The sequence below is a fragment of the Flavicella sp. genome, assembly GCF_037132785.1.
In the GTDB taxonomy this organism is placed as follows: Bacteria; Bacteroidota; Bacteroidia; order Flavobacteriales; family Flavobacteriaceae; genus Flavicella.
Map to the genome: position 1 here is coordinate 1 of NZ_JBAHZZ010000029.1, position 20,204 is coordinate 20,204.

The following is a 20,204-nucleotide window of genomic DNA, read 5'->3' on the forward strand; positions in this document are numbered from 1 at the left end:
ATGTGGTTATTATGCAACTAAAATCTTGGTTAAGAGCAATACCAACTCATGTAAGTAAATGGCATATACAAGCTTACTTTGATGAATTTTGTTTTAGAATTAATAGGTCACAATACAAAGAATCCATTTTTCATAAAACAATTCTTAGAATGGCACTACAAAAACCTAAATATCAAAAAAACACAAAACAGACACTAGGCGTATAACTCAGTAATTTTTAATCAAAAATCAGATCCCGAATTCTAATACCAACCTAAGTTTGTAATCTCTTAAATTCGATACAAATCAGGAAAGAACAAAAAAAGATTAACACCAATGACTCCACAAAAAACAACTATTTATCAACTCCTAAAAGATTGTACTTATTACTTTTAACTCGGGCTTCAATTTCTAAATATTCTTTTAATAAAAAACAACAATTTTACGAGCAATAAGCGTCAATATTTAAGCCATTTATACAAATCTTTATAACTTGCCTTTTTCCCATACATCAATATTCCTACTTTGTAAATTTTAGCTGCAAGTAAAACTACTGCTAAAAAAGTAATTACCAATAACAACATAGATATAAGAATTTCATACCAAGGCACACCAAAAGGAATACGCATCATCATTACTATTGGTGATGTTATTGGAAGGATCGAAAATATCGTTGCAACAGGTCCATGAGGATCACTCACAACAGCTACAAAACCAACATATACTCCTAATATTAAAGGAAGAATAACAGGCATCATAAATTGTTGTGTGTCTGTTTCACTATCTACTGCTGCTCCAATGGCTGCATAAATAGAACTATATAAAAAGAAACCTCCTATAAAGTAAAAAATAAACATGAAAAACATCATAACTAGAGGTAAATCAAGAATCTCTTTAAGAACAGCAGTTAGTTCAGTAAGTTCTTCTTTGGACAAGTCAAGGTCGCTTTGAATCAAACCAGGAGAATTAATCGTCATTAAATCTATTCCAAAAAAGTAAGATACAGCAAAACTAAAAACCAAGAGTAAAGCTCCCCAAATAAAAAACTGCAACAATCCTGCTGAGGCATTGCCAATTATTTTTCCCATCAATAATTGAAAAGGTTTTACCGAAGAAATAATCACTTCAATAATTCTACTTACTTTTTCTTCAATGACACTACGCATTACAGAAGTTCCGTAAATTACGATAAACATCATTATTAGATAACCGGCAGCCATTCCTAAGCCAATTTTTAAACTACTGCCCAACTTTGAGGAAATTCCTCCAGAAAAATCAACCTGTTGAATAGAGATTGTATAAGTAGCCTCTTTTATGGTTTCCGCTTGTATTCCATTTAATTCTAAGTGACGAAACTTAAGTATATTAGCGACTTTATTTTCAATGTTTCTAATTAATAAGAAGTTCGGAGCTTCTAAAGAATAATAATATATCGATTCCGACAATTCTTTTAATCCATGCTCCATTTTAGGTATATACAATAAACCATCATAGGTGCCTTTTTCAACAAGAGCCTTTGATTGTACTAAACCAACTTTTTTCAAATCTATATAATGAACTGTTTCTGTATTATATAATTCAGTACTAAAATCAAGTTTAGAATTGTTTATAATCACAATTTCTTTTAAACCACTATCATTTACTTTTGTTAAATAAGCAATTAATAGTCCAATAGCTATGATTAAAAAGGGACTTAGAAACGTAAGTACTATAAATGACTTGTTGCGAACTTTAGTAAGAAACTCTCTGTATATAATAAGTTTTAACTTTTCCATAAAATCATAGAGCTTAAAGAGTTGATTGACTTGATACTGCTTGCATAAATATAGAATTCATTGTTGGGATTTGTTCCAAAAAGTGAGTTACCTCACCAAAAGAAGATATTATTTCCATCAGTTTCTTCGTTGAATCATTTTCCTTTATATGCACCAAAATTTTATAGTCATTGTGCAAGGTTTGAAAAGAACCTTTTTCAATTGTATAAAAATGTTCTAATTGAGATTTTAAGACAAATTCATGATCTGTTTTAACTCCAATTTCAAATATATTGGTTTTGAATTTATTTTGAAGATCTATTAATTTTCCTTCCAAAATTTTTTTTGAATTGTTTAAAAGAAGAATGTAGTCACACATCATTTCTACCGACTCCATTCTATGTGTAGAAAAAATAATAGTAGCACCTTGATCCCTTAACTTTAGTATTTCTTTGGCTATCAACTCTGCATTTACAGGATCGAATCCACTAAAAGGCTCATCAAAAATCAATAATTTAGGTTGGTGCAGTACAGTAATAATAAATTGAACTTTTTGAGCCATTCCTTTTGACAACTCTTGAATTTTTTTATCCCACCAATCTGTAATATCAAATTTCTCAAACCAATAGAACAATCTTTCTTTTGCTTCTTCTTTAGACAAACCTTTTAGCCTTGCCAAATATATTGCCTGCTCACCTACTTTCATCGATTTATACAAACCTCGTTCCTCTGGCAAATAACCTATTTGAGAAATATGAGTAGGGTTCAATTCTTCTCCATCTAAAAACACCTTACCCTGATCTGGTAAGATTATCTGATTTAAAATCCTTATTAAAGAAGTTTTTCCTGCTCCGTTTGGTCCGAGCAAGCCAAATACACTCCCTTTGGGTATAGAAAAGGAAATAGAGTCTAATGCTTTATAAGAACCGTAAAATTTACTGACGTTTTCAATTCTTAACAATCTTTTTGTTTTTTAAAATAGTGTAACTTCAAAGATAACTTAATTCCTATTTTATTTAACATCATATTCATGTTTCTTTCAAAAAAAAATTATATATTTATTGTGCATGCATAGCAAATTTAATAAAACACATATAAATGCCAACAAAAAATCAATCTATAGATCATCATTTAAGAGCAACTTGGCATGCCGTAACTAAGATGTATAATGAAGAAGCTGCAAAATACGAAAGTACAATGGCGACAGGTTTTTTACTTTTAAATATCGATTTTGAAAATGGAACTGCATCCACTGCATTAGGTCCCAAAATGGGAATAGAATCGACTAGCCTTTCTCGTTTGATCAAAAAAATGGAAAATAAAGGACTTATATATAAGGAAAAAAATCCAAATGACGGAAGAGGTGTTTTAATAAAACTTACCGAATTTGGAAAAGAAAAAAGAGAAACTTCTAAACAAAGCGTATTGATATTCAATGATATAGTAAAAAATCATATACCTGATGATAAACTACAACACTTCTTTGAAGTTACAGAAATAATTCATCAATTGGTTTCAAATAAATTAATTTTCGATAAATAAACAGTAAGCAAGTAAATTCAAACAAATGAAAAAGCACATTAAAAAAATCGCCGTTATAGGCTCTGGGATTATGGGATCAGGAATCGCTTGTCACTTTGCTAATATCGGAGTGGAAGTACTTTTATTAGACATTGTTCCAAATGAATTGAACGAAAAAGAAAAGTCTCAAGGGCTTACGCTAGAAAGTAAATCGGTACGTAATCGAATCGTTAATAATAGTCTTGTGGCTTCGTTAAAATCGAAACCATCTCCTATTTATAAGCAGGTATTTTCTTCAAGAATAAGCACAGGTAACTTAGAGGATGACATTGCCAAAATTGCTACAGTTGACTGGATAATAGAAGTTGTTGTAGAGCGATTAGATATAAAACAAAAAGTTTTTGAATTGATTGAAAAACACAGAACACCAGGTACTATTATTAGTTCCAATACCTCTGGTATTCCTATTCAATTTATGAACAAAGGAAGAAGTGATGATTTTCAAGCCCATTTCGCAGTTACTCACTTTTTCAATCCTCCTAGATACCTTAAACTATTTGAAGTTGTACCTGGGCCAGATTGTAAACTTGAAGTTGTTGACTTTTTAATGTCTTATGGTGAAAGATTCTTAGGTAAAACAGCAGTTTTAGCCAAAGACACCCCTGCTTTTATTGGAAATAGAATTGGAATTTTTGGAATTATGAGTCTTTTTCATATTGTTAAAGAATTAAACCTAACAATTGAAGAGGTTGACAAACTTACAGGTCCTGTAATTGGAAGACCTAAATCTGCTACATTTAGAACAGTAGATGTTGTTGGTTTAGATACGCTCGTTCATGTTGCTGATGGATTGTATAAAAACTGTCCTAATGACGAAGCTCACAATTTATTCGAATTACCAGAGTTTGTGAAAAAACTTATGGAAAATAATTGGCTCGGTAACAAAACAAAACAAGGTTTTTATAAAAAAGAAGTAGATGATAAGGGTAAAAAACAAATCCTTGCGTTAAACTTAGATACTTATGAGTATTCTATTGCAAAAAAAATAAAATTTGCCTCCTTAGAAAAGACAAAGACTATTGCCAATGTTATAGATCGTTTTACTATTTTGATCAAAGGAAAGGATAAAGCAGGTGAATTCTATAGAAAAACATTTGCAGCATTATTTGCATATAGTGCCAATAGAATTCCTGAAATTTCTGATGAGTTGTTTCGTATTGACGACGCTATGAAAGCTGGTTTTGGTTGGGAACATGGTCCTTTTCAAATTTGGGATGCCATTGGCGTAGAGAAGGGAATTGAATTGATAAAAAATGAAGGATTGACACTCAACTCCTGGGTTGAAGAAATGCTTATTTCAGGAACAAAATCTTTTTATACAGTTTCTGAAGATGTCGAAAACTATTATGATATTCCTTCAAAATCCAATTCTAAAAAACCAGGACAAGATAGTTTTATTATATTAAATCACATCCGAGAAACGAAAACGATTTGGTCTAACAAGGAAGCGGCTATTCAACATTTGGGAGATGGGATTTTAAATATTGAATTCCAATCTAAAATGAATACTATTGGTGGTGGTGTATTACAAGCCATCAACAAAGCAATAGACCTTGCAGAAGAAGAATATGAAGCCGTAATCCTTGGAAATCAAGCAGCTAATTTTTCTGTTGGAGCAAATTTAGCAATCGTATTTTTATTAGCCGTAGAACAAGAATATGACGAGCTTAATATGTCTACAAAAATGTTTCAAGATACCGTAATGCGTTTGCGATATTCTTCAGTGCCTACTTTAATAACACCTAGAGGAATGTCTTTTGGAGGTGCTTGTGAAATGAGTATGCATGTTGATAAAGTTATCGCGGCAGCAGAAACCTATACAGGGCTCGTAGAGTTTGGCGTTGGAATTATTCCAGCAGGAGGTGGAACGAAAGAAATGACCTTAAGAGCATCGGAAGCATTTTTAAAAGATGACGTTAAACTTAATAGGTTAAGAGATCGTTTTATCAATATTGCAATGGCAAAAGTTGCTACCTCGGCACATGAAGCTTTTGATTTAGGTTTTTATCAAGAAGGTAAAGACCTAGTAGTTGTCAATGGGAATCGTCAAATTGCAACGGCAAAAAGATATGCATTACAAATGTTAGAAGATGGCTACACCCAGCCAACACCTAAAAAGATAAAAGTACTTGGGCAACAGGTACTAGGAATGTTTAGAGTTGGAACAGATAGCTTAGAAAAAGGTCTTTATGCTTCTGAACACGATAAAAAAATAGCGAACAAACTTGGATATATTATGGCTGGTGGAGATTTATCTGAACCTAGTTATGTAAGTGAACAATATTTATTGGATTTAGAACGAGAAGCCATCTTATCTCTTTTAGGAGAAAGAAAAACATTGGAAAGAATTCAGTTTATGCTAAAAACAGGAAAACCATTAAGAAATTAATTTTCCAATAACTAAAAAAGAAAAAAATGAAAACAGCATATATAATACAAGGATACCGAACTGCAGTAGGAAAAGCTCCAAAAGGAATTTTTCGTTTTAAAAGACCTGATGAACTTGCTGCAGAAACTATAGAATATCTATTAAAAAATATTCCAGAACTTGATAAATCACGAATTGATGATGTAATTGTTGGTAATGCAATGCCTGAAGCTGAACAAGGTTTAAATATGGGACGTCTTGTTTCCTTAATGGGGCTTAAAATTGATACGGTTGCAGGAATGACTGTAAACAGATATTGCGCATCAGGACTGGAAACAATTAGTATTGCAACTGCCAAAATCCAATCAGGAATGGCTGATTGTATCGTTGCTGGTGGTGTAGAAAGTATGAGTTATATTCCGATGGGTGGTTACCGACCTGTTCCAAATTATAAAGCTGCCATTGAGGGGCATGAAGATTATTATTGGGGTATGGGACTTACCGCTGAAGCAGTTGCCAATCAATATAAAATATCTCGAAAAGATCAAGATGATTTTGCCTTTAAATCACATCAAAAAGCATTAACTGCACTTGACAACTCAACATTTAATGATGATATCGTCCCTATAAATATTGAAGAAATATTTATTGATGATACTGGAAAAAAACAAACAAAAAATTATACTATAAAAAAGGATGAAGGACCAAGAAGAAGAACTTCAGTTGAAGCCTTATCTAAACTAAGACCGGTATTTGCCGCCAATGGAAGTGTTACCGCAGGAAACTCTTCACAGATGAGTGATGGTGCAGCATTTGTTTTAATAATGAGTGAAGAAATGGTGAAAGAGTTAAATCTTGAACCTATTGCTAGAATGGTTTCTTTTGCAGTAGCAGGAGTACCGCCAAAAATTATGGGAATTGGACCCGTTAAAGCAATTCCAAAAGCACTAGACAGAGCTTCCCTAAAACTGAACGACATCGATTTAATCGAATTGAATGAAGCTTTTGCATCCCAATCCTTAGCAGTAATAAGAGAGCTCGGACTCAATCAAGAGATTATAAATGTCAACGGGGGTGCCATAGCTCTTGGTCATCCATTAGGTTGTACAGGAGCAAAACTCTCTGTTCAACTTTTCAATGAAATGAGAAGAAGAAAAAACAAATACGGCATGGTAACTATGTGTATTGGTACGGGTCAAGGAGCGGCTGGAATTTTCGAGTTTTTAAAATAAACTTTATTGTCAAACAAAAACAAAATAAGCATGAAAACTATAAAAGGAGGAGAATTTTTACTGAAAGAAACCAAAGCAGAAAATATATTTATCACTGAAGATTTTTCAGAGGAACAAATAATGATGAAAGAATCTGTTCGTGAATTTATAGACAAGGAAGTTTGGCCACAGAAAGAACGTTTTGAAAAATCAGACTACGCTTTTACAGAAGAAATAATGAATAAGGCTGGTGAAATGGGTTTTTTGAGTATTTCTGTCCCCGAAGAGTATGGAGGAATGGGAATGGGTTTTGTATCTACCATGTTAGTTTGTGATTATATGTCAGGTTCTAGCGGTTCCTTGGCGACAGCTTATGGTGCTCATACAGGAATCGGAACCATGCCGATATTGCTTTACGGAACTGAAGAACAAAAGAAAAAATATGTTCCCAAATTAGCTTCAGGCGAGTGGTTTGGTTCTTATTGTCTTACCGAGCCAGGTGCTGGTAGTGATGCCAATTCGGGAAAAACAAAAGCTGTTTTATCTGAAGATGATAAACATTATTTAATTAACGGACAAAAAATGTGGATTTCAAACGCAGGTTTTTGTAGTTTGATGATTGTTTTTGCTCGAATTGAAAATGACAAAAATATTACTGCATTTATAGTTGAATACGACTCAGAAAACCCTAATGGAATTACATTGGGTGAAGAAGAACATAAACTTGGAATTAAAGCTTCCTCTACGCGACAAGTTTTTTATAATGATACTATAGTCCCATTAGAAAACATGTTATCAGAAAGAGGGAAAGGTTTTAAAATTGCCTTAAACTCATTAAATATCGGACGTATTAAATTAGCTGCAGCCTGTTTAGATGCTTGCCGAAGAGTTATAACAGAAGCTGTGAAATACTCCAATGAAAGAAAACAATTTAACACGGCTATCGCTAATTTTGGAGCTATTCAATATAAAATTGCCGAAATGGCGACCAAAACCTTTGTTACTGAATCAGGGAGTTACAGAGCCGCCAAAGACATTCAGAATAAAATTGATGAATACGTTGCTTCGGGTAGTTCTCTTCAAGAAGCAGAACTAAAAGGTGTTGAAGAATATGCCATTGAATGTGCACTATTAAAAGTATATGCGTCAGAAATGGCACAATACGTTACTGACGAAGGAATACAAATTTTTGGAGGTATGGGATTCTCACAAGATACTCCTATGGAATCTGCATGGAGAGATGCTAGAATAGGTAGAATTTATGAAGGAACTAATGAAATTAACAGGTTGTTAAGTGTTGGAATGTTACTTAAAAAAGCATTTAAAGGGGAATTAGATTTGATCTCTCCAGCGATGGAAGTAGTGAATAACCTGATGGCAATTCCATCTTTTGAAACACTTGACTATTCGGAATTGTTTTCTGAAGAAAAAGAATTGTTAAACAACTTGAAAAAAATATTTTTAATGATTGCTGGTAAAGCTGTTGAAACATTCGGAATAGACTTAGAGCAAGAGCAACAAATTATTTCATCTGCTTCCGATATAATGATTCAAATCTACATGGCTGAATCAACGATACTAAAAGTTGAAAAATTAGTTTCTAAAACAACCGAGAATGAATGTAAAGTTCAAATTGCAATGGCAAAATTAAATTTATACAATGCTGTAGAAGAAATAAATACGAAAGGGAAAGAAGCAATTATTTCATTTACAACTAGCGATGAACAGAAAATGTTATTAATGGGCTTAAAAAGATTCACTAAATACACAAATTACCCTAATATTATAGCTTTAAGAAGGTTAATTGCACAAAAAATAATAGATGAAAACCAATACTGTTTTTAACAAGAATTTGATTGTTTTCATTAGAATTAATTACCTTTGCAATAAATATTTTTCAATATGAAATTAGCAATCATAACATTTATTTTATTGGCAATTGCATTTGCAGGTATCGCAATAAAAATATGGGCAAAAAAAGATGGTAAATTTGCTGGTACATGTGCCAGTCAAAACTCCAACTTTAATGAAAATGGTGAACCTTGTGGCTTTTGTGGAAAACTGCCTGAGGACTGTGAAAACAAATAAATATGCTTGATTATTTATTGTGGGCTTTTTACCTTGTAATTGTAATTCAAGTTATTTATTATCTCTTGTTTTTATCTCCTTTTTTCGGATATAAAAACAGTACAAACAGAAATAGCAAACCTATTTCTGTTATTATTTGTGCTAAAAATGAGGCTAAAAATCTTCAGAATTTTCTCCCTATGATTCTCGAACAAAAATATGCTCCAGGGTTTGAGGTCGTAATAATCAATGATCGATCCACAGATAACACCACTAATATACTATATTCTTTTGCTCAGAAAAATGATCATCTCAAAATTGTCAATCTTGAAAATTGTAAAACTTTTGGGGAGAATAAAAAAAATGCTTTAACTCTTGGAATAAAAGCGTCAACTCACGAACAATTATTATTCACTGATGCTGACTGCTTTCCTTTATCTGATACTTGGATAGAACAAATGGCCTCAAGGTATTCTACTAGTAAAAATATCGTTCTTGGTTATGGGGCTTATGAGAAAATAAATAATTCCTTTCTTAACAAAATTATCCGCTTTGAAACATTAATGACAGCTGTTCAATATTTTTCCTATGCAAAATTGGGTATACCTTACATGGGAGTAGGTAGAAATTTAGCCTATAAAAAATCAGAATTTTTTAATATCAAAGGCTTCATCAAACATATAGATATAAAATCAGGAGATGATGACCTATTTATAAATGAAGTTGCCACCTCAAAAAACACCACTTACAACTTAAACAAAGAAAGCTTTACTGTTTCAATACCAAAACAAAATCTAAAAAATTGGATTCGACAAAAACGAAGACATATATCAACTTCATCGCATTATAAAGTTCAGCATAAATTTTTATTGGCTTTATTTTATCTATCACAAATTTCTTTCTTTGTACTATCAACAATTCTCTTTATAAGTCAATCACAGGTAGAACTAGTACTTATACTCATCTCTATAAGGTATACATCTTTGCTTTTATCCCTGGGTGTATTTTCCAAGAAGCTAAACGAACAAGACTTATTAATTTATTTACCCTTTTTAGAATTATCATTGATATTCTTACAATTATATATATATTTAAACAACAAAACTTCAACACCCGTGCAGTGGCATTAACAAAATTTCATGAATGAATAAAGAAATTTCCAAACATATAGCAAATGCTAAAAATGGTGATCAAGCTGCTTATAAAGCTTTATTAAATCATTTTTGGAATGACATTTATAGATTTCAGTTGGCTAAAACTAGAAATGAAAACGAGGCAGAAGATATTACTATTCAAACTTTTTCTAAAGCCTTTGATAAACTAGACTTATATAATGAATCTTACAACTTTAAAACTTGGATTTTAAGTATTTCTAGAAATTTGCAAATTGATGAATATAGAAAAAACAAAACTTCTACAATTTCACTTAGCAATGACCTTGACAATTCTTATGACCTTACTGACGAGACTCCTTCTCCAGAAGATCAATTAATTATTGAACAAAACTTAGCTCAACTATTAATGTATATAAAACAGTTAAAACCAGATTATCAAAAAATAATCAATCTTAGATATTTTCAAGAATTATCCTATAAAGAAATTTCAAAAGAACTTAACGAACCGCTAAACAATGTTAAGGTAAGATTACTGAGAGCTAAAAAACTTCTTTCGGAAATCATTTCAAAACGGATATAAACTTTCGTTAAATCTTATTTTTAATAATTAATAAATAATTAACATTATTGTCGTTTTTTATAATATACAAATGTTAAGGATTTTAATAAAAAGCAATAATTAACCTTACTTAATAGTATTTCGCAAAGAAATATGATAATTTTGTGTTTTATGAATTCATAAATTACAAACGTTGTGTTTAAACTAAATAACCTAAAAAAAACTACCCCATACATACTCCTGATAGGTGTTTTTTTTATCAATAACATAGAAATCTTTGCTCAAGGACCAGCTCCACCGCCTCCTCCTGGTTTAGCTCCACCAGCTCTGCCTATAGATGGTGGAATACTTTTTATAGCTGCTTCCGCTTTATTTTATGGAGTAAGAAAACTTAAAAAATAAACATAAAAAAACTCCTTATTAATTAAGGAGTTTTTTTATGTTTATTGTGTACTTCTATTTTGCAACACTAACAACTCTTGTTTCTCTAATAACAGTAACCTTAACTTGACCTGGATACGTCATATCATTCTGAATTTTCTGAGAAATACTAAATGACAATTCAGCTGCTTTTTCATCAGATACTTTTGTACTTTCAACCAGTACACGTAACTCTCTACCAGCTTGAATTGCATAAGCTTTTTGAACTCCCGTAAACCCAAAGGCCAAATCTTCTAGATCTTTAAGTCTTTGAATATAAGAATCTAAGACTTGACGTCTTGCTCCAGGTCTTGCCCCAGAAATAGCATCACACACTTGTACGATAGGTGCATATAAGGTCTTCATTTCAATTTCATCATGGTGGGCACCTATTGCATTACATACATCCGGTTTTTCACCGTATTTCTCAGCCCATTGCATCCCTAATAAAGCGTGTGGTAATTCAGTATCTGTATCTGGCACTTTTCCAATATCGTGTAATAGACCAGCTCTCTTAGCAATTTTAGGATTCAACCCTAATTCAGTAGCCATTAAAGCACATAAATTTGCAACTTCTCTAGAATGCTGTAACAGATTCTGACCATAAGATGAACGGAATTTCATTCTTCCTATTGTTTTTATCAATTCAGGATGTAATCCATGAATACCTAAATCAATAACCGTTCTCTTACCAACTTCAACAATCTCTTGTTGAATTTGTTTTTCTGTCTTTTTAACTACCTCTTCAATCCTAGCAGGGTGAATTCTACCGTCTGTTACCAAATTATGAAGAGACAACCTTGCAATTTCTCTCCTCACGGGATCAAAACATGATAAGATTATCGCTTCTGGTGTATCATCTACGATAATTTCGACACCCGTTGCCGATTCAATAGCACGGATATTTCTACCTTCTCTACCAATTATTCTTCCTTTCACATCATCAGACTCTAAATTAAATACTGATACACAATTTTCAATTGATTGCTCAACACCCACTCTTTGTATCGTATTTAAAATAATTTTTCTAGCATCTTGCTCAGCCGTTAATTTAGCCTCTTCTAAAACATCTTGCACATAAGACATAGCATCCGATTTTGCCTCGTCTTTTAAAGATTTAATCAACTCCGACTTCGCATCATTAGCCGAAATCCCTGACATGACCTCCAGTTGTTCTACTTGTCTTTTGTGAATTTTCTCTACTTCTACTTTCTTTTTGTCTAAAAAATCTAATTTATAATTATAATCTTTTTGTTTTGCGTCTAAATCCTTATTTGACCTTCTATTTTTATCTATTTCAGATGACAATTGAGATTCTTTATCCCTTATTCGTTTTTCTACATCTATAATCTTCTTCTCACGTGTCAAAACTACTTTTTCATGTTCTGACTTCAGTTCAATAAATCGTTCTTTAGCTTGAAGAATTTTGTCTTTTTTTATGGCTTCCGCTTCTTTATGAGCCGATTTTACTCTGTTTAAAGCAGTACGTTTAGCTGTTTTAATAATAGAAGATCCTTTCTTTTTTTGTAAAAAATTACTTATAATAAGGCCTATTACCAATCCAACTCCTGCACTGATTACAATTACTACTATAGTTGTTGTTGTTTCCATTTAATTTAATTATGATATATATAAAAACCTACATCAGATGGTTTATATAAACTCCCAAATAACAAGTTTAGGACTAACTAGAAGCTCAAGTATTCGATCGAGTCGACACGCTTTTACAACTAAGACTCATCCTTTTTAATGGAATTGCGTTGAGTTTATCAAACATTAACTAATGTAGGCAGTATTCTCTATTTTCAGAATTTATTTCAAATTCACATCAAGTAATTGATGCATCTTCTCTATTTTCTCTTTAGCTTTTAGTTCATTCTCTTGATCTACAATATTTGTTATTTCAAGTTTCGATGCAAATTGCAAAGCACACATTGCCAATACATCTTGCTTATCACTTACGGCATAATTCTCTTCGAAATTTAAAATCAATTTGTTGATCTTCTCAGCAGCTTTTCTAGTTCCTTCCTCTTCATTTGCATTATTTACATGCAAAGGATAACTCCTTCCTCCTACTACAACATTAATTTTAATTTTATTCTCCATTTTAATGAACTCATTGATTCAATTTAACAATACATCTGTCAATTTCACGAATCAAAGCATTTATTTTATTTTTTGTTTCTCTGCTATCAGATCTACTACCTTCAATCGTTTTAGCTATTTTCAACAACCTAAATTTTTCTTGTTCCTGCTCTAAATCCTCTTTATAAAGAGACACAAAATATTCTAATTTGTTAACCTTTGAAATCAAAACTTCATTTTCTTCTTTCAAAAAAGTATATCTATCTACTAAGGTAGCTAGTTTACTCTCCAACAAATCAACAGATTCCAAGTTTATACTCATAAGTTGCAATTGCCAAAACTATCTATACAAAGTTAACATTCCAAAGTTAACATACAACATTTTAAATGTTCTTTTACTAGATTTTTTTCTTTTCTTTTATAAAACACTATTAGACAACAAGTCAACAATAATATTCTGTCTATAAGAATTGTTATCTAATCCTAAAATTTTATCATTTATTCATGAAGAATATTGTCAAAAAAAGTAATTTAGCAACAAAACATCAACATTGAAAAAAACAATATTTACACTTTTTACAATTGTTCTTTTAGTAAATTACACTGTAGCCCAAGAAAAATACCCTCAGGATTATTTTAGAAACCCACTGGGTATTCCAATGATTCTATCAGGTACTTTTGGCGAACTTAGAACCTCACATTTCCATTCAGGAATAGATTTAAAAACTCAACAAAAAGAAGGGTTAAAAGTATATACAGCAGCCGAAGGCTATGTTTCTAGAATCAAAATTTCAAATTGGGGCTACGGTAAAGCATTGTATATAACTCATCCTAATGGATATACTACGGTATATGCACATTTGAAAAACTTCAACAAGACCATTGAAAAGTATATCCATAGCTATCAATATAAAAAGGAAAAAGAAGAAATACAGTTATTTCCAGAAAAAAGTGAATTGTTAATAGAAAAAGATGAAATCATTGCTTATTCTGGTAGCACAGGTGGTTTTATTGCTCCACACCTGCACTTTGAAATAAGAAATACAAAAACTGCAAAAATTATTAATCCTATGCATTTTGGGTTTATTCCACCAGACTCTAAAGCACCTGTTATCAATCATGTCAGAGCCTATATGTTTAATGATTCATCACATGTGAATTCTAGTAATATAGAAATTCCTATCAATTTTAAACAAGACCGCACAGGTGTATATCAAACTGATAGAATTAATGCCTATGGTAAAATAGGATTTGCTATAAATACGTTTGATCGACTAGACGGTGCATTGAACAAAAATGGTATTTATAAACTGGAAATGTTTGTCAATGGAAAAAAAACGTTTGAACACAAAGTAGAAACATTTTCATTTGATGAATCTAAATATATAAATCTTCACATTGATTACTCTTTTTATGCTGAACACAAAAGGAAATACCAAAAAACCTATATTCATCCTGAAAACAAATTAAGCACCTATCTAAGAACAAAAGAAAAAGGGTACCTTCAAATAGAAGATAAGTTAAACTACCAAGTTGTGATTAAGGTTACGGATTTTGTAGGAAACCTAAGTGAACTCACAATTCCTATCATAGGAAAAAAAATGATCCCTAAAATCAAAAAAGAAAAATCAAAAACTGCCTTTTATATTGATAAGGAACAATCGAAAGAGATCACAATCGAAACTGTAAAAATTTATTTTCCAAAAAACTCGTTTTACGACAGTTCTTATCTTGACATCTCATTAAAAGACAACCTACTTAAAGTTCACACTCCTAATATTCCTCTTAATAAGAGTTATCGTATTTCTTTCAACGTTAAAAACCTCTCAAAAGAACAAAGAGATAAAATGTATATTGCTCGTGTCGTAAACAACAAATACTATAACTACTGTAATACTGTAAAAACGGATAGTACCTTTATGACAACTACAAAAAAATTAGGCAACTACAAGCTACATAGTGATATGGAACCACCAGTTATCAGTCATTGTAGTTTTTATAAAAATCAAAATTTATCTAACAATCGTTTTTTCAACATCAGAGTAATAGATAAAACTTCTGGACTTAAAGAATACAGAGGAGAAATTGATGGCAAATGGGTTCGAATGGAACTCAACGTAAAAACAAACACCTTGACATTTGATTTTAATGATCTTGAATTAAAAAAAGGGAAACACACTTTTACTTTAGTCGCCATGGATAATGTTGGAAATACTAGTTCTTTTACATCTTTATTTCTGTTAAAATAATCACCTAAGCTTTTGTTTTATTGAATAAAAAATTCACATACTCGGTTTTCTTTTTCTTCTGTAGTTTTCTATTGTTTTCGCAGCAGGCAACTGTAAAAGGCTATATACGAGATTCTAAAAGAAACCCTATTGAAGGAGTTGCTATTACTTATAAAGACTCTACAAAAGGAGCCATTTCAAACAATAAGGGAGAGTATACAATTACGATCCCTGCTAAAGTAGAGATTGTTCTTCAATTCAGTCATATTAGTTATAATACATTTTACAAAAGACTAAAAGTTCCCAAAAATAAAACATATCGATTTTCACCCCTACTAACTTTAAAAACAGAGAAAATTAATGAGGTAACTATACAAGATAGGAGAAAGACTGTTGAAGGATTTACAACCATAAAAAAATCTATGGTAAAAAAAATACCTGGTGTAAATCCAGGCGTAGAAAACCTTTTGATGACTTTTGCGGGAGTCAACAATAACAATGAATTAAGCACTCAATATAACGTAAGAGGTGGTAATTTTGATGAAAACCTTGTTTATGTTAATGGAATAGAAATTTACCGTCCATTTCTCGTTCGATCGGGTCAACAAGAAGGCTTAAGTTTTGTCAATACTGAAATGATTCAGAATATTAACTTCTCAGCAGGTGGTTTTCAATCCAAATATGGTGATCGGCTTTCTTCTGTACTTGATATTACTTACCGAAAACCAACAAAAACAGTTACAAGCGTAGAATTGAACTTGATGGGAGGTAGTGTTACATTTGAAGGTAATTTTGTAGAGGATAAACTATCTACAATTACTAGTTTAAGGTTTAGAGACAATTCTCTATTTGTAAATTCTAAAGACACCGAAACCAATTACAATCCTTTATTTGCAGATGTTCAAACATTCTTATCTTATAAAGCATCTAAGAAATGGACCTTGGATTTTCTAGGTAATATTTCAATAAACAACTATAATTATCAACCATTAACTAGAAGAACTACTTTTGGAACGATAAGCAACCCACAAGAATTGGTTGTGGTGTACCAAGGAAATGAAAACGATAATTTTAGAACCTATTTTGGGGCTATAAATGCTACCTATTTACATGCTGATGATTTAAAACTTACTGTCACTACATCTATATACAACACTCAAGAAGAAGAATTTTATGATATCATAGGAGCCTATTCATTAAATGAAACCGATGGAGATTCAAACTCCAATAATTTTGGAGAAACAGTGTATAGTGAAGGAATCGGTGGCCAAATCAACCACTCTAGAAATGAACTAGATGCCTTAATTCAAAACATACAATTAAAACTTTCTACACGAGAAGATGAGAATTTTTATGAAATTGGGTTGAAAATTCAAAAAGAAAATATATGTGAAAACATTAACGAATGGGAGATTATTGACTCTACAGGTTTTTCCGTTAGACCCCTTGATTATAATATCTCCAACAATCAACCCGAAACACCTTACACAGGTCCCATAGAACCTTTTAGCTCTATCCGTGCGATGAATAATGTAACAATCAATCGTGTTTTTGCTTATGCACAATGGAGTAAACAATCTGAATGGAAAAACCATGATCTATGGTATAATTTTGGTATCCGTTCACAGTTATGGAATGTAGAATCAGAAAATTTCACTTCAGAAACCCAACATACTATAAGTCCCAGAGGACAGATTTCTATAAAACCGAATTGGGAAAAAGACATGCTCTTTAGAGTTTCTGGTGGCTGGTATCATCAACCACCAAGTTACAAAGAACTAAAAAATTATGAAGGTCAAATAATCACAGATGTAAAAGCACAGCAATCAATTCATTTTGTAGTTGGTAATGAATATAGTTTTTTGATATGGAACAGACCTTTTAAAATAACTTCCGAAATCTATTCAAAGAAACTTACCGACGTAAATGCCTATTCCGTAGACAATGTACGCATACGATATCGAGCTGATAACGTAACCACGGCAAGTGCAATTGGTTTTGACTTTAGGTTAAATGGTGAATTTGTACCTGGAAACGAAAGTTGGATTAGCTTGGGATTACTGAGTACGAAAGAAAATATTGATGGTCAAGGAGAAATTTCACGACCTACAGATCAGAGGTTTAAACTTGGAATCTTATTTCAAGATTATGTTCCAAGTATGCCTGAACTTAAAGTATATTTAAATTTGGTATACAACTCTGGTCTTCCAGGCGGCTCCCCTTCTTACAGTGACCCATATCTTTATCAAACAAGACTGCCTGCGTATAAAAGAGCAGATGTTGGTTTTTCGTATATTATTATCGACCAAAAGAAAACTTATAAAACAGGATTCTTTAGTAGTTTTAAAGAATTGAATGTAGGAATAGAAATATTCAATATTTTCGACATTCAGAACTCAAATACCAATACTTGGGTAAGAGATGTTTATACAAAGCAAGCGTATGGTATTCCTAATTACATGACTCGTAGGGTTGTCAATGCTCGACTGGCCATGAAATTCTAAGGTTTTGTTCTTAACATGGAAACCAAATACAATTATGCTTCTTTCCATAGCTGATTTACAGCATCTAAATCTCGTTTCATCGCATCAAAAACAACTTTAGGCTTTACCTTAATATTTCTATCACCACGTTCTGCTCCTCCTAATGCATATTCCATATGCAAGGTTACTGGAACGTTTATATTATAATTTTTCAATAGCCGAAAGTATTTCTTAAAATCAACCATTCCTTCACCTATAGGTGTGTTTAAAATCTTGCTGACTCCATTTTCATTTACCCATCTAAAATCCTTAACTACTATTGTTTTAATATTCTGTCGTATCAATCTTAATCCATTTTCCCATGAACTAGCACCTTCAACCATATTGTGTCTAATATCATATTCCGCACCAAAATATTTAGGATTAGCATCCGCTAATATTTGTTTAATTTCCCATAAAGAAGCACCAACATAAGTTCCCGCATGATTTTGATAGCAACCAACAATACCAAGAGTTTTGTTTAATTCGCTTAATTCTTTTATTTGTTGCTTATATTTCTCTATAGTTGCTTCCATTGAAATATGATCAGCATAATGCAACCAACCAGATCTATAGTATTCAATAGCAGACTCAGAGGCCGTTTTGATAATATCAACATCCAATGGATTGTGAATACTCTCAATCGAAGTTGTTATCATTTTACATTTAGATCCTCCTTTTTCAATTTCTTCAATTGCTTTTGGTAAATCAACTTTAACCCTCTCTGGAGACACATGTCCATTAGTACGAACTGTTAAATCAACACCTGAAAAGCCCAATTCATTTGCAATTTCCCCAGTTGATTTATAATCTAAAAACTGTAAATGTTTGGAAAATATATTTATAGAAAGTGGATTGCTTATTAATTTAGATTCTATTGCCCAGCTATCATAAGGCAGTCCAATAAATGGGATAGCCCCAGCTGACAACACCGTTTTCTTAATGAAATTTCTTCTTGTTGAATCTTTCATGTCTTTATTTTAAAAGCTGGTTACTGTGTTCTTTTGTTTTTACTTTCAAGATTATATCTTCAATAATTCCTTTTTCATCTATTACAAAAGTAGTTCTATGAATTCCTTCATATTCGCGTCCCATAAATTTTTTAGGTCCCCATACTCCGAATGCCTCAATTACACTTTTATCTTCATCAGCCAACAAGGGAAAAGGCAATTCATGTTTATCAATCCAATTTTGTTGTCTTTTTGCAGAATCTGCACTTACACCTAACACATCGTAATCTTTAGATAAAAAGGTAATATAATTATCCCTTAGATTACAAGCCTCTGCCGTACATCCAGGAGTACTTGCCTTTGGATAGAAAAACAATACTAATTTCTTTCCTAAATAATCTGACAATTTAACAGCGTTGCCAAAATTATCTAAAGCTTCAAACTCAGGTGCCTTATCTCCTATTTTTAATGTTGTCATACTTTCTAGTTTTCTATAATTATCAAAATTCGAAGTTATAAAGTAAACCTAAGAATTCCAATAACTGTTGTTAAAATAATGTTATAAAACAAAAGATAGGTTTTTGAACCTATAACACCAATTTTATTTTTAAATGACGTAATAATAATTTGGAATGTTTTTATTCTGTTAAGCAGTAAAAACAGAAGCATAGCTCCGATACAGATTGGTATTTGTATGAAATATGAATAAAAAAACGAATTTAGTGCGTCATTTAAATATTAAAAGGGAATAAGGTTCTTTGATTTTTCGAAAATTAAAGAAAGAACCAATACTAAAACGAAAAATAATAACTTCCTAAACTACAAAGACCTTGCTAAAAAAGATTTATAAGTAAAACCACCTTCTACATACAAACACATACTTCATTCAGAGTAATATATACGTAAAAAGGGGGTGTTATACTAAATAAATATCAAGATTTAATCAAGTATGGGGTTTTTATATAATTTCAGTCTTATTATTTTTTGATCGTCTTTGAAGTTTAAAATATACTGCCAAAGTAATACAAGAGAGCAATAACCAAAAGAAGTCTAATGTAAATATTTGAGAATATCCTTTTTGCCAACTAACCCACAACCAATTTCCTGATACAATTCCGTTTGATATGGGTGTCATAAAACCAATAATACTTCCTAATAACAAGCATATTTTATTAGTGCTAACATAATTTTTTTTAATGATAAAAATTGAACTTAACAAGAGCCATCCCCCAAAAAAAACATTGTAAATCAAAGCTTTTCTACCTCCGCCAGCATCATTTCAAAAAACCTTAACGACTACAAACACCAATGCTGTTATAGGATACATACTCAAGTAAATAGCCATATAAATATTGACCAACCAAC

Annotated in this window: 17 protein-coding genes, 1 other RNA gene and 1 pseudogene; 11 read left to right on the forward strand and 8 right to left on the reverse strand. The window is 31.7% G+C overall.

The genetic code is table 11. The features are described from left to right. A pseudogene (locus tag V5787_RS01790) lies at positions 1–206 on the forward strand (IS1595 family transposase); the annotation flags it as partial. A 231-nt stretch (positions 207–437) separates the two neighbouring features. On the opposite strand, the gene V5787_RS01795 reads toward V5787_RS01790, so the two are convergent. Both V5787_RS01795 and V5787_RS01800 read right to left on the reverse strand, forming a co-directional pair. Then, on the reverse strand, positions 438–1,754 hold the full coding sequence (locus tag V5787_RS01795) for an ABC transporter permease (RefSeq protein WP_336891577.1): 1,317 nt from the start codon (positions 1,752–1,754) through the stop codon (positions 438–440). 13 nt (positions 1,755–1,767) lie between these two features. Continuing rightward, entirely contained in the window at positions 1,768–2,694 is a 927-nt protein-coding gene (locus tag V5787_RS01800) for an ABC transporter ATP-binding protein (RefSeq protein ID WP_336891578.1), read from the reverse strand. Positions 2,695–2,831: 137 nt separating this feature from the next. Here V5787_RS01800 and V5787_RS01805 point away from each other — a divergent pair, with 137 nt between their 5' ends. The 8 genes from V5787_RS01805 to V5787_RS01840 all read left to right on the forward strand — a co-directional run bounded on the left by V5787_RS01805 (position 2,832) and on the right by V5787_RS01840 (position 11,036). Continuing rightward, the gene (locus tag V5787_RS01805) at positions 2,832–3,275 is read left to right on the forward strand and encodes a MarR family transcriptional regulator (RefSeq protein WP_336891579.1); all 444 of its coding nucleotides are present in this window, start codon (positions 2,832–2,834) and stop codon (positions 3,273–3,275) included. Positions 3,276–3,300: 25 nt separating this feature from the next. Next, entirely contained in the window at positions 3,301–5,703 is a 2,403-nt protein-coding gene (locus tag V5787_RS01810) for a 3-hydroxyacyl-CoA dehydrogenase/enoyl-CoA hydratase family protein (RefSeq protein WP_336891580.1), read from the forward strand. 26 nt (positions 5,704–5,729) lie between these two features. Further along, on the forward strand, positions 5,730–6,914 hold the full coding sequence (locus V5787_RS01815; protein WP_336891581.1) for an acetyl-CoA C-acyltransferase: 1,185 nt from the start codon (positions 5,730–5,732) through the stop codon (positions 6,912–6,914). Between the two features lie 30 nt (positions 6,915–6,944). Continuing rightward, positions 6,945–8,738 carry an acyl-CoA dehydrogenase family protein gene (locus tag V5787_RS01820; RefSeq protein ID WP_336891582.1) on the forward strand — a complete coding sequence of 598 codons (1,794 nt, stop codon included), beginning with the start codon at positions 6,945–6,947 and terminating at the stop codon, positions 8,736–8,738. A 57-nt stretch (positions 8,739–8,795) separates the two neighbouring features. Further along, positions 8,796–8,981 carry a membrane or secreted protein gene (locus V5787_RS01825; RefSeq protein WP_336891583.1) on the forward strand — a complete coding sequence of 62 codons (186 nt, stop codon included), beginning with the start codon at positions 8,796–8,798 and terminating at the stop codon, positions 8,979–8,981. 2 nt (positions 8,982–8,983) lie between these two features. Further along, positions 8,984–10,090 carry a glycosyltransferase gene (locus V5787_RS01830; protein WP_336891584.1) on the forward strand — a complete coding sequence of 369 codons (1,107 nt, stop codon included), beginning with the start codon at positions 8,984–8,986 and terminating at the stop codon, positions 10,088–10,090. A gap of 13 nt (positions 10,091–10,103) precedes the next feature. Then, the gene (locus V5787_RS01835; RefSeq protein WP_336891585.1) at positions 10,104–10,655 is read left to right on the forward strand and encodes a sigma-70 family RNA polymerase sigma factor; all 552 of its coding nucleotides are present in this window, start codon (positions 10,104–10,106) and stop codon (positions 10,653–10,655) included. A gap of 174 nt (positions 10,656–10,829) precedes the next feature. Next, positions 10,830–11,036 carry a hypothetical protein gene (locus V5787_RS01840; RefSeq protein ID WP_336891586.1) on the forward strand — a complete coding sequence of 69 codons (207 nt, stop codon included), beginning with the start codon at positions 10,830–10,832 and terminating at the stop codon, positions 11,034–11,036. A 54-nt stretch (positions 11,037–11,090) separates the two neighbouring features. Here V5787_RS01840 and rny read toward each other — a convergent pair whose 3' ends face one another. The 4 genes from rny to V5787_RS01860 form a co-directional block, all read right to left on the reverse strand. Then, the gene (gene rny, locus V5787_RS01845; RefSeq protein ID WP_336891587.1) at positions 11,091–12,665 is read right to left on the reverse strand and encodes a ribonuclease Y; all 1,575 of its coding nucleotides are present in this window, start codon (positions 12,663–12,665) and stop codon (positions 11,091–11,093) included. A gap of 48 nt (positions 12,666–12,713) precedes the next feature. Next, positions 12,714–12,820, reverse strand: a non-coding RNA gene (gene ssrS, locus V5787_RS01850) — 6S RNA. A gap of 46 nt (positions 12,821–12,866) precedes the next feature. Continuing rightward, entirely contained in the window at positions 12,867–13,160 is a 294-nt protein-coding gene (locus V5787_RS01855) for a cell division protein ZapA (RefSeq protein ID WP_336891588.1), read from the reverse strand. Positions 13,161–13,170: 10 nt separating this feature from the next. Then, complete coding sequence (locus V5787_RS01860; protein ID WP_336891589.1) at positions 13,171–13,461, reverse strand: hypothetical protein; 291 nt, start codon at positions 13,459–13,461, stop codon at positions 13,171–13,173. Between the two features lie 229 nt (positions 13,462–13,690). Here V5787_RS01860 and V5787_RS01865 point away from each other — a divergent pair, with 229 nt between their 5' ends. Next, a complete protein-coding gene (locus V5787_RS01865; protein ID WP_336891590.1) occupies positions 13,691–15,388 on the forward strand; it encodes a M23 family metallopeptidase in 1,698 nt (565 codons plus the stop codon). A gap of 20 nt (positions 15,389–15,408) precedes the next feature. Next, a complete protein-coding gene (locus V5787_RS01870; RefSeq protein WP_336891591.1) occupies positions 15,409–17,871 on the forward strand; it encodes a TonB-dependent receptor in 2,463 nt (820 codons plus the stop codon). 32 nt (positions 17,872–17,903) lie between these two features. Here V5787_RS01870 and V5787_RS01875 read toward each other — a convergent pair whose 3' ends face one another. Then, positions 17,904–18,860 (reverse strand): TIM barrel protein, encoded by a 957-nt coding sequence (locus tag V5787_RS01875; RefSeq protein WP_336891592.1) that lies wholly within the window; start codon positions 18,858–18,860, stop codon positions 17,904–17,906. A 4-nt stretch (positions 18,861–18,864) separates the two neighbouring features. Then, the gene (gene bcp / locus V5787_RS01880; protein ID WP_336891593.1) at positions 18,865–19,317 is read right to left on the reverse strand and encodes a thioredoxin-dependent thiol peroxidase; all 453 of its coding nucleotides are present in this window, start codon (positions 19,315–19,317) and stop codon (positions 18,865–18,867) included. Positions 19,318–20,204: the final 887 nt, after the last annotated feature.

What these genes read in the sequence shown, in the direction of transcription:
- V5787_RS01875 (WP_336891592.1), bottom strand. Translation starts at nt 18,860, where the DNA reads ATGAAAGATTCAACAAGAAGAAATTTCATTAAGAAAACGGTGTTGTCA.
- V5787_RS01795 (WP_336891577.1), bottom strand. Translation starts at nt 1,754, where the DNA reads ATGGAAAAGTTAAAACTTATTATATACAGAGAGTTTCTTACTAAAGTT.
- bcp (WP_336891593.1), bottom strand. Translation starts at nt 19,317, where the DNA reads ATGACAACATTAAAAATAGGAGATAAGGCACCTGAGTTTGAAGCTTTA.
- rny (WP_336891587.1), bottom strand. Translation starts at nt 12,665, where the DNA reads ATGGAAACAACAACAACTATAGTAGTAATTGTAATCAGTGCAGGAGTT.
- V5787_RS01820 (WP_336891582.1), top strand. Translation starts at nt 6,945, where the DNA reads ATGAAAACTATAAAAGGAGGAGAATTTTTACTGAAAGAAACCAAAGCA.
- V5787_RS01855 (WP_336891588.1), bottom strand. Translation starts at nt 13,160, where the DNA reads ATGGAGAATAAAATTAAAATTAATGTTGTAGTAGGAGGAAGGAGTTAT.
- V5787_RS01810 (WP_336891580.1), top strand. Translation starts at nt 3,301, where the DNA reads ATGAAAAAGCACATTAAAAAAATCGCCGTTATAGGCTCTGGGATTATG.
- V5787_RS01805 (WP_336891579.1), top strand. Translation starts at nt 2,832, where the DNA reads ATGCCAACAAAAAATCAATCTATAGATCATCATTTAAGAGCAACTTGG.
- V5787_RS01815 (WP_336891581.1), top strand. Translation starts at nt 5,730, where the DNA reads ATGAAAACAGCATATATAATACAAGGATACCGAACTGCAGTAGGAAAA.
- V5787_RS01860 (WP_336891589.1), bottom strand. Translation starts at nt 13,461, where the DNA reads ATGAGTATAAACTTGGAATCTGTTGATTTGTTGGAGAGTAAACTAGCT.
- V5787_RS01830 (WP_336891584.1), top strand. Translation starts at nt 8,984, where the DNA reads ATGCTTGATTATTTATTGTGGGCTTTTTACCTTGTAATTGTAATTCAA.
- V5787_RS01835 (WP_336891585.1), top strand. Translation starts at nt 10,104, where the DNA reads ATGAATAAAGAAATTTCCAAACATATAGCAAATGCTAAAAATGGTGAT.
- V5787_RS01825 (WP_336891583.1), top strand. Translation starts at nt 8,796, where the DNA reads ATGAAATTAGCAATCATAACATTTATTTTATTGGCAATTGCATTTGCA.